Source organism: Proteus faecis, assembly GCF_030286765.1.
Lineage (GTDB): Bacteria > Pseudomonadota > Gammaproteobacteria > Enterobacterales > Enterobacteriaceae > Proteus > Proteus faecis.
This window is the reverse complement of record NZ_JASVWV010000004.1, coordinates 247,771-261,970: the sequence shown is the minus strand read 5'-3', so window position 1 is coordinate 261,970 and position 14,200 is coordinate 247,771. Positions and strand designations below refer to the sequence as shown.

General features: G+C 36.1%; 12 protein-coding genes. 9 read left to right on the top strand and 3 right to left on the bottom strand.

The window, feature by feature from the left end:
- Nucleotides 1-7: 7 nt before the first annotated feature.
- Nucleotides 8-1,177, bottom strand: coding sequence for an iron-containing alcohol dehydrogenase (locus tag QSH13_RS08245; protein WP_286038982.1), 1,170 nt, complete (start codon nt 1,175-1,177; stop codon nt 8-10).
- 629 nt (nt 1,178-1,806) lie between these two features.
- On the opposite strand from QSH13_RS08245, the gene QSH13_RS08240 reads away from it, so the two are divergent.
- The 4 genes from QSH13_RS08240 to QSH13_RS08225 all read left to right on the top strand — a co-directional run bounded on the left by QSH13_RS08240 (nt 1,807) and on the right by QSH13_RS08225 (nt 4,727).
- Entirely contained in the window at nt 1,807-2,226 is a 420-nt protein-coding gene (locus QSH13_RS08240) for a hypothetical protein (RefSeq protein ID WP_286038983.1), read from the top strand.
- Nucleotides 2,227-2,688: 462 nt separating this feature from the next.
- A complete protein-coding gene (locus QSH13_RS08235; protein ID WP_109398372.1) occupies nt 2,689-3,918 on the top strand; it encodes a sugar transporter in 1,230 nt (409 codons plus the stop codon).
- Between the two features lie 134 nt (nt 3,919-4,052).
- Nucleotides 4,053-4,385 (top strand): SMR family transporter, encoded by a 333-nt coding sequence (locus QSH13_RS08230; protein ID WP_006532970.1) that lies wholly within the window; start codon nt 4,053-4,055, stop codon nt 4,383-4,385.
- A 33-nt stretch (nt 4,386-4,418) separates the two neighbouring features.
- Complete coding sequence (locus tag QSH13_RS08225) at nt 4,419-4,727, top strand: putative hemolysin (RefSeq protein ID WP_109397689.1); 309 nt, start codon at nt 4,419-4,421, stop codon at nt 4,725-4,727.
- 84 nt (nt 4,728-4,811) lie between these two features.
- On the opposite strand, the gene dsbB is transcribed toward QSH13_RS08225, so the two are convergent.
- Both dsbB and nhaB read right to left on the bottom strand, forming a co-directional pair.
- Entirely contained in the window at nt 4,812-5,336 is a 525-nt protein-coding gene (gene dsbB, locus QSH13_RS08220; protein ID WP_286038984.1) for a disulfide bond formation protein DsbB, read from the bottom strand.
- Nucleotides 5,337-5,514: 178 nt separating this feature from the next.
- Entirely contained in the window at nt 5,515-7,059 is a 1,545-nt protein-coding gene (gene nhaB / locus QSH13_RS08215; RefSeq protein ID WP_109397687.1) for a sodium/proton antiporter NhaB, read from the bottom strand.
- Between the two features lie 233 nt (nt 7,060-7,292).
- On the opposite strand from nhaB, the gene fadR reads away from it, so the two are divergent.
- The 5 genes from fadR (at nt 7,293) to QSH13_RS08190 (ending at nt 14,117) form a co-directional block, all read left to right on the top strand.
- Nucleotides 7,293-8,012: a fatty acid metabolism transcriptional regulator FadR gene (gene fadR, locus QSH13_RS08210; RefSeq protein ID WP_072064116.1), complete on the top strand. Its 720-nt coding sequence runs from the start codon at nt 7,293-7,295 to the stop codon at nt 8,010-8,012.
- Between the two features lie 474 nt (nt 8,013-8,486).
- Nucleotides 8,487-9,791, top strand: coding sequence for a D-amino acid dehydrogenase (locus tag QSH13_RS08205; RefSeq protein ID WP_109397686.1), 1,305 nt, complete (start codon nt 8,487-8,489; stop codon nt 9,789-9,791).
- Nucleotides 9,792-9,804: 13 nt separating this feature from the next.
- Nucleotides 9,805-10,917 carry an alanine racemase gene (alr, locus tag QSH13_RS08200; RefSeq protein WP_109397685.1) on the top strand — a complete coding sequence of 371 codons (1,113 nt, stop codon included), beginning with the start codon at nt 9,805-9,807 and terminating at the stop codon, nt 10,915-10,917.
- A gap of 49 nt (nt 10,918-10,966) precedes the next feature.
- A complete protein-coding gene (hypF, locus tag QSH13_RS08195; protein WP_109406187.1) occupies nt 10,967-13,270 on the top strand; it encodes a carbamoyltransferase HypF in 2,304 nt (767 codons plus the stop codon).
- Nucleotides 13,271-13,364: 94 nt separating this feature from the next.
- Entirely contained in the window at nt 13,365-14,117 is a 753-nt protein-coding gene (locus QSH13_RS08190) for a MipA/OmpV family protein (protein WP_109406188.1), read from the top strand.
- Nucleotides 14,118-14,200 lie beyond the last annotated feature (83 nt).

Below are 14,200 nucleotides of genomic sequence, written 5' to 3'. Positions count from 1 at the left end.
ATTATGTTTAAAAACAGGCTTCTAAAATATCTCGCACATCTTTAGTTGTTAGCTTTTTATAGCCTTTGCCAATAATTGTGGTTGACTGTGCAATTTCTGGAAGCATCTCTCTTGTTGCACCTAAGGCTTCTAATGAAGTAATAATGCCACATTCCTTTGTAAAACGTTCTAGTGCATCAATACCCTCAAGGGCAATTTGATCTTGTGTTTTTCCTTCAGGGGAAACTCCCCATACCTGAGTTGCAAAGCGTACAAATTTTTCAATACCAAACTTATAGATAAAACGATAATAAGGTAGAGAAATTGCAGCGAGTCCCATTCCATGTGCACAATCTGTATAAGCCCCTAATTGGTGCTCAATCATATGAACTTGCCAATCTTGAGTTTTGGATAATCCTGTGAGGGTATTTAATGCAAGTGTTGCATTCCACATAAGATTACTTCTTGCTTCGTAATCCGTTGGATTTTTAAGTGCGATACGTAAGTTATCAATAGAAGATTTTAATAAGCTTTCAATTAAGTAATCGGTTGTATTTGCACCTTGATCAGAAAAGTATTGTTCCATTAGGTGAGACATTGTGTCATATACACCACTCACCATCTGGTATTGAGAAACTGTAAAAGTATATTCTGGATTTAAGATTGAAAACTTTGGAAATACATTGGCAGGAAATAAACGCCCAATTTTATATTTAGTCTCTTCATGGGTAATGACCGAGCCCCCATTCATTTCAGAGCCTGTACCTACCATGGTAAGAATTGATGCGACTGGAACAATTTTATTTGTCACATCTTGATATTCAATCCAATATTTTTGAAAAGGATCTTCATTTTCACAATAAGCTGAAATGGAAATGCCTTTCGCACAATCAATAACGGAGCCACCACCAACCGCTAATATTAAACTGACATTGTGTTCGCGAACTAAGTGAACACCTTCCATCATTTTTTTATACGTTGGGTTTGGCATAACACCTGGTAACTCAACCACTTTTTTACCTGCATATTTTAGTATTTCTATGATTTCATCATATAAGCCACTAGACTTGATTGCATTACGGCCATACATCAACATAACTGTTTCGCCATAACGCGGTAATTCATCATTTAATTTAGCAAGGGAATTTTTTCCAAAATAAATAGTTGTCGGATTGTAGTAAGAAAAGTCGAGTTGCATTTTGATATCCTATTGAGATAATAAGTTAATAATCATCCTAATTAAATATAGCTTATGTTTTAACATCAAAAGAGATATTGATACATATTTATTGAGATAAATGTTATCGCTAAGATCCTTTAGGCAATTAAGCTTATTCCTGATTTGTAAGTATGGTTAATAATTTGTATAGAAGACGCTTCGTGTGTCAGTGTTTATTTAGGAATTGAGTTTCAAATTGATTACTTTTATGAGTTCATCTTTCAATTTGCATGGTTAATTTCTGTGTTGAAAATATAATATTTTCAATCTCTTTAGATGGGCTCTATACGATATAAAATAATTAATATTGCCGTGGTCAAGTAATTATAAAGCATGAATTAACTAGTTGAATATTATTTATTTTTTTATAAGGATGTTAGAAGGTAAACATGAAAAATAAGATAGGTTGTGTTTAATAAATGACACTCTTATCGATTTATTATTTGTTGTTCTTTCAGAGGTAAAAATAAATAGAACTGTATACCTCCGTAATAAAATGTAAAAAATAAAAAGAATCGTAATTCAGATTGAACCTGGTTTATTTAAACTATATATATTAAAAAGAAATATTAAAAAAGATATAATTTATATGTGATGTGGGGTTTTATATGAAACAGATACTTATTATTACAGGAGGGGTATTATCGCTGACAATTATGCTAGCTATTCTTGTCGCTATTTTAATGGTGTCTGTGATTAAAGAAAATACAGATGAGTTTTGGAGTGAAAGCCGCGAAGTGATTGAAAATTCATCATCAACATTACGTGAAACTCTTTCTACCGTAGAAGCAAAACACGATACGCTTATGGCTCTTTATCAATCTAAAGATAATAATGGAAGTTGCCAGCAGTTAGCTGAAAAACTAAACGATGTTGAAAAAGCTCTTTCTAATGGAAATTTAGTGTTACCACGACCAGCAAAAGAACAAATTTCGACTATCAAAAATGCTTTTAATGGTTCAATATCGCCTACGAAAAACATTGCTTGTGAGCAAGCACTTCAAGTTATTAATGACTTAAGTCAGTAATCTCAATATCCTTTCTATTTTTATTTATCTTTTATCCAACAGTAAGATTATTTTCGGTTATTAAATTAATATATCTTAACTTAATTCAATGAATACACGATATATTTTTATTAAAAAGAGTAAATTTTTATTCTTCAACATAAAGTAGTAACCGATCATTTATATCTACATTTTTACTATTAGTAGATTATGTTAACGTTAAAAAGAAGTTGCTAAGGGGATTTAAAGTTGCGATATGAATATGCTAAAATTAATAGCTGATTCGCTTTAGCAATAAAGTTTAGTGATAATTTGGTTTATTTTTTGTTTCTAATAAAATGCATTTTTATCTTTATGCTATTTTTTATTTTCAATGTAATAAATCCATTTTATAGCTCAAGTAAGAAAAGCAAATCAGATAAAAGCTGCTACAAAAAAGCATGGTATATATATCAATATAATTTAAGAAAATATCAATTAACTATGAATATCGCAACATCAAACGTAAATGAAGTTAGCCGTCAAACAGCATGGATCAGAGTAATAATATTATCATTCGCGGCTTTCGTTTTTAATACAACAGAATTTGTTCCTGTTGCTCTGTTAAGTGATATTTCTGAAAGCTTTGGAATGATCCCAGCTCAAACAGGTTTAATGATCACGATATATGCTTGGGTTGTTGCTTTAATGTCTCTACCTTTAATGATAATGACCAGTAAAGTTGAGCGACGTAAGTTACTTATTATTTTATTTATAATCTTTATTTTAAGTCATGTTTTATCTGGCGTAGCATGGGATTTTAAATCTCTGATCGCAGGGCGTATTGGTGTCGCTTTTTCTCATGCTGTGTTTTGGTCTATTACCGCATCACTGGCTATTAGGGTGGCGCCTGCCGGTAAACGAGCTCAGGCATTAGGTCTATTAGCGACAGGAACTGCGTTAGCAACGGTACTTGGTTTGCCTTTAGGTCGTGTTGTTGGGCAGTGGTTAGGATGGCGTGCAACATTTATGGGAATTGGCGTTTTAGCTTTAATTACCATGTTTGCGTTAATGCGTTATTTGCCTTTATTACCGAGTGAACATTCAGGATCATTAAAAAGTGTGCCTGTGTTATTAAAACGTGCTCCATTAATGGGGATTTTTCTGCTAACGGTCATAGCAGTTACAGCACACTTTACAGCTTATAGCTATATTGAGCCTTTTGTTATTGATATTGCAAAGTTAGATCAAAATTTTGCAACCTTGGTTCTACTTATTTTTGGTGGTGCAGGCATTATTGGTAGTGTGTTATTTAGTCGTTATAGTGCCAAGATGCCAACATCATTCTTATTTTTTGCTCTTGTTTTACTCACTGCGTGTTTAGGTTTATTAATGATAAGTAGCCAAAATTTAACAACATTTATTGTGTTGATTATATTTTGGGGAATTGGTTTTATGTGTATTGGCCTTGGGATGCAAGTCAAAGTGATTGATTTAGCGCCTGATGCAACAGATATCGCTATGTCTATTTATTCTGGTATTTTTAATATCGGTATTGGTGCTGGGGCATTGATTGGTAATCAGGTTATTTTACATGCCGGTATGACAAATCTTGGCTATGCAGGAACAATATTAAGTATTATTGCAGTGGTTTGGTGTGGTTTTATCTTTAATCGCTATCGCGTTTCTATGGGCGGAGAGCCCCGTAAAAAGAATCAACTCCATCAACACTAACTAAGCACTCACATAATATAAAGGCACTTATTCAATAGAAAAAGTGCCTTTTTTATTTGTTGTAGATGAATATCCTTAATCTCGCTTGTGATAGAATTCACAAAATTGACTTTGTATAGGATTAAGACTAAAAAATGAATGGATTAACTTACCTAATGTTGGCAATTATATCTGAAGTCATTGCGACAACAATGTTGAAAGCTTCTGATGGTTTTAGCCGATTATATCCATCTATTGTAGTCGTCATTGGTTACTGTTTTTCTTTTTGGGCGCTTTCTCAAGTGGTAAAAGTTATGCCATTAGGTATTGCTTATGCTATATGGAGTGGATTAGGGATAGTTTTAGTTTCTGTTGCAGCGGTGTTTCTCTATCAACAAAAACTCGATTTACCAGCTATTGTTGGTATGACTTTAATTATTGCTGGTGTTTTAGTTATAAATCTACTTTCAAAAAGTGCTTCACATTAATAGGAATAACTGGAAGAAATTAGGGTGTCTTTGATGCAAAAGAAATTTAAAATAGCTTGTTATCTATCAATGTTAACTAGCTTTGCTTTTATTGCAGGATGCAGTAATTCAGCGCAGACACAACATCCATCTACACAAATAGTGAGTAAAAATCGGACAATACCGATAACGAGTCCTGATATTCCCTTAGAAGAGTCAGCCAAGGCTACTTGTGTCTTTTCTGGTGGCGTGCCGTCTTTAAACTATGAATTGCATGGGGGGCAGACACCAGTGTGTCAATTTGCTAATGGTAAGCGTTGTAGTGAACAAGCTTTAATTGAAGGAGCTTGTATTCCAGGTTAAAGTTTGTTTTTGGTTGAATATTTAATCGCTACGTTTCTATTATAAAAATAGCCCTTAGTTTATCGCTAAAGGCTATTTTCTTTTTTATTCTTTTGTTCTAAAAGAATTTGTTATTTGGCTTACTAATACTAATAAACCTACAACAAAATAAGCAGAGAAAATAATAAGCATCCATTGTGGCATTTCTAAAGTTAAGAATTGCCATTGGCTGACAGAACAATCACCGGTTGCTTGGAATACAGCAGGGAACCAATCTTGCAAGGCAAACCAAGAAGGCAAAGTGACAAAAAAGTCACAGGTTGCAAAAGGTGAGGGGTTCAGAATAAGTTGTGTATGCTCCCAAGAGAGTTCAATTCCTCGGTATGCAGAATAAATCCATATAAAACCACCTGCCATACGCATAAGTGCCATTTTAGGTGCGGATGCGCCAATCAATGCAGCAACTAAGATCCCTAATACTGCGATGCGTTGATAGACGCACATTACACAAGGCATTAATTCCATTCCGTACTGAAAATACAATGCAGCACCTTCAAGACCTATTGCTGTTAATGCAAGCAATAGCCATGAAAAACGGCTTTGGGACCAGTGACGAAGAGATGTCAGCATAATAATATCCATTTAAATATTAAATAAAATAAGTGTCTATTCTGCCCAAAAATCAAGCGCAAAAAAAGTTAAAACCCGTTATTTCACAAATATTTACATTGAAGCTTGTTTTTATGAAGGAAATAGGACTTTTATCGAATAAAAGTCCTATTTATGTGGTGTAACTGTGGATCAATTGTTATGGAATAGCAACTAAACCAATGTCATAGAACCAATGTGTTGCAGGGACAAGCCAAAACTCAACGGCCAGTAAACCAAGTAATGTCATTACGATTGTATATGGCAGTGCCATTATTACCATACGACCATATGATAAACGGATGAGTGGTGATAGTGCTGATGTTAATAAGAACAGGAATGCAGCTTGACCATTTGGGGTAGCAACAGAAGGTAAGTTTGTACCTGTATTAATAGCAACACCAATATGCTCATATTGTGATTGGCTAATTAATCCATCTTGCAATGCTGTTAAAGCTTCACTGATATAAACCGTACCCACAAACACGTTATCTGATATAGCAGATAATAGACCATTAAAGAGGTAAAAAAGAGACAGTTGTGAGGATTCGGAAGCTTGAAGAACAAACTGAATAATAGGGCCAAATAATTGTTGATCAATAATAACAGCAACAATAGAGAAGAAAACGGTCAATAATGCAGTGAAAGGCAAGGCCTCTTCAAATGCTTTACCAAGTGCATGTTCTTCTGTGATCCCACAAAATGCAGTGGCGAGAATAATAACAGATAAACCGATAATACCGACTTCTGCTAAATGAAGCGCTAAAGCAACAATCAACCAAATACCAATTAATGCTTGGATTATCAGTTGTGCTTTTTCTTGAGAAGTGCGTTTTTCACTGTTTTTCTTGTCGTATTCAGTGAGAACTTTACGAACTAAATCAGGTAATTCAGCACCATAACCAAAGAGCTTAAAGCGTTCAACAAAGTAGCACACAGCAAGACCAGCAAAGAAGACAGGAATAGTCACAGGTGACATTCTGATAAAGAAGGTCACGAAATCCCACTCTAAATGTTTCGCAATAATCAGGTTTTGTGGTTCACCTACCATGGTCATTACGCCACCTAACGCAGTACCGACACCGGCATGCATCATTAAGCTACGTAAAAAGGCACGGAATTGTTCTAAAGTTTGTTTTTTTTCTGCGGTATCAATAAACCCATCATTACTTAATTCTGTACCTGATTGATTAGATGCAAAATTATGATAAATAGAGTAGAAACCGAGAGAGACACTGATTACAACCGCGATAACGGTTAAAGCATCTAAAAAGGCAGATAAAAATGCACTCGCAAAGCAAAAGGCAATAGATAACATTCGTTTAGAACGAATAGATAACAGTAGTTTAGTAAAAGCAAACAGTAATAATTGCTTCATAAAATAGATACCTGCAACCATAAAGACAAGAAGCAAAATCACTTCAAGGTTGTTGGCAATTTCATGACCAATCTGTTTTGGGCTAGTCATACCAATGATGACGGCCTCAATAGCAAGTAATCCTCCGGGTTGTAATGGGTAACACTTTAGTGCCATAGATAGTGTAAAAATAAATTCTACAACTAATAGCCAGCCGGCAACAAAAGGGTCAATAAAGAAAAAAATCAGTGGGTTGATAATTAAAAAAGTAAGAATAGCAAGCTTATACCAATCAGGGGAGTTCCCCATAAAGTTCTTTAGTAGTGCTTGTCTTATACTCATGTCCATTAGGTTTCTCATCCTCCAAATAGAGATTTTTAGCGCAATGATACGCAATCTAACCATAGTACGCGCTAATCGCTGTGAAATTAAGCTCATTAGTCATAATTAATTGGCAAAACGACATCAAGTTTTATGATGCCATTCACTATTTAATGATGGTTGAGCTATATCAAAATTACGCATTCTGATATTATATTTTTCATTATTAGCAGAAAAGTCGCTTCGGAAGAAATAAAAATATGGTTATTAAGGCTCAAAGCCCCGCAGGTTTTGCGGAAGAGTATATTGTTGAAAGCATTTGGAATAATCGTTTTCCTCCTGGATCTATTCTTCCAGCGGAACGTGAGCTCTCTGAATTAATTGGCGTTACAAGAACCACATTAAGAGAAGTGTTACAACGTCTTGCTCGTGATGGTTGGTTAACTATTCAACACGGAAAGCCAACGAAGGTAAACAATTTCTGGGAAACATCAGGCCTTAATATCCTTGAAACAGTCGCTCGCCTTGATCATGATCGAGTACCACAATTAATAGACAACTTATTGGCTGTCAGAACTAATATCTCAGCTATTTTTATACGTACAGCATTTAGAAATAGTCCTGAAAAATGTATTGAAGTTTTAAATCATGAGCTTACGACTGAAAATAGTGCTGATGAGTTTAGTGAACTGGATTACAACATTTTTCGTGGATTGGCGTTTGCATCAGGTAATCCAATTTATGGTCTTATCTTAAACGGTTTAAAAGGGCTTTATACCCGTGTAGGTCGTTATTATTTCTCAAATATTCAAGCCAAAGAACTCGCGTTAGCATTTTATAAAAAACTGGCTGTATTATGTGAGCAAAAAGATGTCGAGCATGTCATGGAATGTGTTCGCCAATATGGTAAAGACAGTGGTATTATCTGGCAAAGTTTACAGTCACCATTACCGAGTGACCTAGAAGAAGTAAAACGCTAATTAAGTTTGTTGCGTTATCACAATAAAAAACCAGTATTTACATAATTTGTGATACTGGTTTTTTTATGCATTTAAAAAGCCCAATAGGTCATTTTTTTAGGCAATGCTTTAAATAGATTATTTTTAGTAAAAAGAATAACCAAATTGAGATAATTTAAGAATTATAATCTAAAATTTAAATTATTTTTGGATTTTAATAAAACCCTTATTCTCTTTTCCTACACATAAAACTTTCTTCAATTTAAAATAATTTATTAAACAATATTTTTATAAATTATAGTAAAAATTATATCTTGTTGATTTTATGTGTTAATTCAATATTTTTTTTTGAAAATCACTTATCGAATAACAATCAAGTGTGACTTAACTCTAAAATCTGTCTTTTTATTGGCCTAGATGATTATTCTATATTGGCTTTTTGTGTATGGAATATTATTCTTATGTTATATCAATGTAAATTATTGGAGTCTTGCCATGAAAGTGATCATCTTAGGTGGCGGCGTTATTGGTGTAACGAGTGCGTGGTATCTTGTGCAACAAGGCCATGAAGTTATTGTTGTTGATAGACAAAATAGTGCAGCAGAAGAGACTAGTGCTGGTAATGCAGGTCAGATATCTCCGGGGTATGCAACGCCTTGGGGAGCGCCAGGTATCCCATTAAAAGCAGTAAAATGGATGTTCCAAAAGCACGCACCATTAGCGATTAAGCCTGATGGCTCTCTTTTCCAATTACGTTGGATGTGGCAAATGTTACGTAATTGTGATGCATCACATTACACCATGAATAAAAGTCGCATGGTGCGTATTGCCGAATATAGCCGTGATTGCATTCGTCAATTACGCCAAGACACTGGCATTGAATACGAAGGTCGTCAAGGTGGTACTCTGCAACTGTTTCGTGATCAAAAGCAATTTGATAATGCAGCCAATGACATTGCTGTATTAAAGCAAGAGGGAGTTGCTTATGAATTGTTAACGGCAGATCAACTAAAATTAGCAGAACCTGCACTTGAGCATGTTAGTCACAAATTGACAGGTGGTTTACGTTTACCAAATGATGAAACGGGTGATTGCCAAATTTTTACGAAAAAACTCGCTAAAATGGCAGAAGATGCTGGTGTCACATTCTTGTTTAACAAAGAAATCAAACATTTGTTATTTGATGGTGATAAAGTAGCGGGCGTTCAATGTCATGATGGGTTATTAACTGCTGATCATTATGTTGTTGCTATGGGCTCTTATTCAACAGAGTTTTTGAAAAACAAAGTCGCCATTCCAGTTTATCCCCTTAAAGGTTATTCGCTTACGATGCCGATTATTGATGCTTCAAGAGCACCAACATCCACTATTTTAGATGAAACTTACAAAATTGCGGTAACACGTTTTGATGAGCGAATTCGTGTCGGTGGAATGGCCGAGGTCGTTGGTTTTAATCTGAATATTTTAAAATCACGCTGTGAAACATTAAAAATGGTTGTACAAGATCTCTATCAAGGTGGTGGTGATATTGAGAAAGCTACATTTTGGACAGGTTTAAGGCCTATGACACCTGATGGTACACCGATTGTCGGGCCTACGGCTTACCGCAATTTATCATTAAATACCGGGCACGGCACATTAGGTTGGACAATGGCATGTGGCTCAGGGCAATTATTGGCTGATTTAATATCAGGGAATAAACCGGCTATTGCTGCTGATGATTTATCTGTATTTCGGTATATCGATGGCTTTAATACTAAATTGCTCTTACCGGGGCAAAAACTTGATGCAGCTTATTAATTGAGGAAAAACCATGTCCAGACCCACAAAAATAACCATTAACCTCGATGCATTAAGCCATAATCTGTCTGTTATTAAAGAGAGAACTAAAGGCAGCAAAGTGTGGTCTGTTGTGAAAGCAGATGCTTATGGACATGGATTATCCTGTGTTTGGCCTGCATTAAGTCATACAGATGGTTTCGCATTAATTGAGTTAGATAAAGCTATCATGTTAAGAGAGCAAGGATGGGTAGGGCCTATCCTTTTGCTGGAAGGTTTTTTTAGGCCAGAAGATGTTTATTTATTAGAGCGTTATTCTCTGACAACAGCAGTGCATTCTGATTGGCAATTTGATGCCATAGAAAATGCACAATTAGAAAAACCGATTAACATCTATCTTAAACTAAATAGTGGAATGAATCGGTTGGGTTACCGACCAGACACCTATAAGCAAGCAATTGATCGTGCAAAAAGTATTAAAAATATTGGTTCTATTATCCAAATGTCGCATTTTGCTAATGCTGATACTGGATTGAATATGAATACACAAAAGGCCACCATTAATCAGGCCATGGTAAATGATTTACCTCGGTGTTTGGCAAATTCAGCTGCAACGTTATTTGATCCTGAAACTTATCACGATTGGGTGCGTCCTGGCATTATTTTGTATGGTGTTTCGCCTTCGGGTATTTGGCAAGATATTGCTGATTTCGATTTACAACCTGTAATGACATTTAATAGTGAAATATTAGCTATTCAACAAGTCAAAAAAGGTGAGCAGATAGGTTATGGTAGCCGATATACCGCTGAGCGTGATATGCGGATTGGTGTGGTTGCCTGTGGTTATGCTGATGGTTATCCAAGACATGCGCCAGATGGTACACCTGTTATTGTTAATGGGCATAAAACACAATTGGTAGGGCGTATTTCTATGGATATGCTAACTATTGATGTGACAGATTTTCCTGATGTCAATTGCGGTAGCCCAGTTGAATTATGGGGGGAAGAACTTTCTGTCGATGATGTTGCAACGGCTTGTGGCACTATTGGTTATGAATTATTGTGTGCAATAGCGCCAAGAGTTACTGTCGAAGTGATGATAAATTTACCTAATTCCACTTTTTCTGATCTAAATGAAAGTTGTTGATAATCACTAAACTAGAATAAGATTAAATTTATTTTGATTTGGTGATCCTATGAGTAACGGCATTGCATTGCGTGTGAAAGGAAAGGTTCAAGGCGTTGGTTTTCGTCCATTTGTTTGGCAATTAGCTCATCGTTTTGGTTTATTAGGGCAAGTGAGTAATGATAGTTTGGGTGTATTGGTACATTTAACGCCTTCACCTAAAAATGCGCTCTTTATAGAAGCATTAAAAGAAGAATGTCCTCCATTAGCACGCATTGAACGTATAGAAGAATCACCCTATCAATGGGAACAGCTACCTACTGATTTTATTATTGTAAAAAGCGGTGGTGGCGAAATGGATACACAAGTTGTTCCTGATGCAACAACTTGCCAAGCTTGCATTGATGAATTGTTTGATCCACAAAATCGTCGTTATCATTATCCTTTTATTAACTGCACACATTGCGGCCCTCGTTTTACTATCATCAAGAAAATGCCTTATGACAGGCCTTTTACTTCAATGTCTGAATTTCCATTCTGTCCTGAATGTAAACGCGAATATGAAGATCCTTCAGATCGGCGCTTTCATGCCCAACCTAATGCATGTCCTGTATGTGGGCCTCATATCTGGCTTGCAGATAATCAGGGTAAAGAATTAGTCACAAAAGAGGATGCATTAACTCAAGCCTGTGAAGCGTTACTTGCTGGAAAGATTGTTGCAGTTAAAGGTATTGGTGGTTTTCATTTAGTGTGTGATGCACGTAATAATGAGAGTGTTGCATTATTACGTGAACGCAAATATCGACCCGCGAAGCCATTAGCGGTGATGCTCACAGGCATTGATCAAATTAAAGCAGATGAGCATGATCCGGATTTTCTTCCAACAGCTATTCAAACATTGCAAAGTACGGCAGCCCCAATTGTATTAGTTCCTAAAACTGTTACACCTAAACTTGCGGATCTTATTGCGCCAGGATTAACTGAAATAGGTGTAATGTTGCCGGCCAATCCACTACAACATTTATTAGCGCGTGGTACGAACATTCCTCTTGTTATGACATCAGGAAATGCCTCAGGTCATACACCAGCATTAAGTAATGAAGAGGCCTTAATGCAATTGAAAGAGATTGCAGATTTATTCTTAATGCATAACAGAGAAATTATACAAAGAGCTGATGATTCATTAGTTCGCATTGAGGGTAAACAGAGCGTGATGATCAGACGCTCTCGTGGTTATGTTCCTGATGCAATTTCACTACCGGAAGATTTTGGAGCACAACCCTCAGTACTTGCTATGGGCGGTGATCTCAAAAATGTATTTTGTTTATTACGTCAACATCAAGCGATTATGGGGCCTCATTTAGGCGATCTTGATGATTTAAGTGTGAGACAGCAGTTGGTAAAATCGTTGGTTCTTTTCCAACAAATTTATCGGTTTACACCTAAAGCTATAGCAATAGATGCACATCCTAACTACATCAGTCATCAGTTGGGTAAGCAGTTTGCTCAAGAACAAAATATTTCTGTTATTGAAGTCTCTCATCACCATGCACATATTGTTTCTTGCCTTGCAGAACATGGCCATACTCATCGACAAGGTGCTGTCATTGGTATTGCTCTTGATGGATTAGGTTTTGGGCAAGATGGCTCGTTATGGGGGGGGGAATGTCTGCTGGTGGACTATAAAAGCTCAGAGCGGATTGGTGGACTTCCAGCTGTTGCGATGCCCGGAGGTAATCTTGCCTCTATTCAACCTTGGCGAAACTGGTTCGCACATTTAGCTACTTTTTCTAAAGATTGGCGAGGTAGTGTGATTGCCCAAATGATACCTAACCATGATTTACAGATATTAAGTAAGGCCTTAGAACGTGGCTTAAACTCACCTAAAGCCTCTTCTTGTGGCCGTTTTTTTGATGCGGTTTCGGCATCATTAGGATTAGCGCCTAAAGAAATAAGCTGGGAAGGTGAAGCCGCCTGTTATCTACAAACTGCTGCATTAGCATGTCATAAAGAAAAACAGGCAGAAATAATTGAGCGATATGGGCATTTGATGCCTGTAAAAAATAGTGTGCTTGATTTGGGCGTTTTTTGGTCGCAATGGGAAAGTATAAAGCTTAATGTTAGTGAAAAGGCATGGCTATTTCATTATTTATTAGCTGAAAGTTTGGGCGATATTGCATTGCAATATGCAGATAAATACCAGATTGATACCGTTGTACTAACAGGAGGGGTATTAAATAATACATTACTCAAACGCCTGTTTAAGAAAAAATTAAACAATAAAAAAGTACTCGCCCCTAAGATATTACCAGCAGGAGACGGTGGTATTGCATTAGGGCAAGCACTGATTGCTACACATTTAATGCAAAACTAAAATGATTATAGGTAAAATAATAATAATTTTAGTTATTTGTGACTGAAATAGGTTTTTGGTTGCTACTTTATTAATGACAATATGGAAAATCATCGTGAGTAATAAGAAGATTATTATTTCTTTAGCTGTTATCGCAGGGCTTAGCACGCCAGCAGCATTTGCTGGAGAATGGTCAATAGGTGGTTCAGTCTTAGCGCAAGTCACGCCTTATAAAGGGGCTAAATCAAAAGATTATTTATTGCCAGTACCTCAAGTTAATTACCAATCAGAGAATTTTTATTTTGCGACGTTAGCTGCGGGATATTACCTGTGGAATACACCCAAAGATCAACTCTCTGTTGATTTACACTATTATCCTCAGGCTTATAAACCAAGCGATAGTGACGACGAGCAAATGAAAAAACTGAATCGTCGTCGTGACACAATGATGGGTGGCTTTACTTATAAACACCATGAATCATGGGGTAGCTTAAGAGCAATCGTATCGGGTGATATGTTAGGCAAAAGTAATGGCATTATCGCTGATGCTGCTTATTTATATCCTTTCAAATTGGGTAACTGGTCTTTACAACCTGGTGCAGGTGTTGTTTGGGAAAATAAAAAGCAAAACCGTTATGCTTATGGAATTAGCCAAGCAGAATCACAACGCAGTGGTTTAGCAGAATATACGCCAAATGATAGCTGGAGACCTTATTTTGAAATCTCAGCTAACTATAAATTTGCAGAAAAATGGAATTTCTTTGCGATGGGACGTATCGACCATTTACCAAGTGAAGTGAAAGATAGCCCTATGGTGAATAAATCTGTGACTGCAATTATGTGGACTGGTGTGACTTACACATTCTAACTAGCTAAAATCTAATTAGAATTTAGTGAGATTTACAATAATAAAAAAGCTTCGATTTAAATTCGAAGCTTTTTTATTGTGTT

Bases quoted from the DNA above. Each gene is read 5' to 3' on its own strand.
- QSH13_RS08235 (WP_109398372.1), top strand. From the start codon at position 2,689: ATGAATATCGCAACATCAAACGTAAATGAAGTTAGCCGTCAAACAGCA.
- hypF (WP_109406187.1), top strand. From the start codon at position 10,967: ATGAGTAACGGCATTGCATTGCGTGTGAAAGGAAAGGTTCAAGGCGTT.
- QSH13_RS08245 (WP_286038982.1), bottom strand. From the start codon at position 1,177: ATGCAACTCGACTTTTCTTACTACAATCCGACAACTATTTATTTTGGA.
- nhaB (WP_109397687.1), bottom strand. From the start codon at position 7,059: ATGGACATGAGTATAAGACAAGCACTACTAAAGAACTTTATGGGGAAC.
- QSH13_RS08205 (WP_109397686.1), top strand. From the start codon at position 8,487: ATGAAAGTGATCATCTTAGGTGGCGGCGTTATTGGTGTAACGAGTGCG.
- QSH13_RS08225 (WP_109397689.1), top strand. From the start codon at position 4,419: ATGCAAAAGAAATTTAAAATAGCTTGTTATCTATCAATGTTAACTAGC.
- QSH13_RS08230 (WP_006532970.1), top strand. From the start codon at position 4,053: ATGAATGGATTAACTTACCTAATGTTGGCAATTATATCTGAAGTCATT.
- alr (WP_109397685.1), top strand. From the start codon at position 9,805: ATGTCCAGACCCACAAAAATAACCATTAACCTCGATGCATTAAGCCAT.
- fadR (WP_072064116.1), top strand. From the start codon at position 7,293: ATGGTTATTAAGGCTCAAAGCCCCGCAGGTTTTGCGGAAGAGTATATT.
- dsbB (WP_286038984.1), bottom strand. From the start codon at position 5,336: ATGCTGACATCTCTTCGTCACTGGTCCCAAAGCCGTTTTTCATGGCTA.
- QSH13_RS08240 (WP_286038983.1), top strand. From the start codon at position 1,807: ATGAAACAGATACTTATTATTACAGGAGGGGTATTATCGCTGACAATT.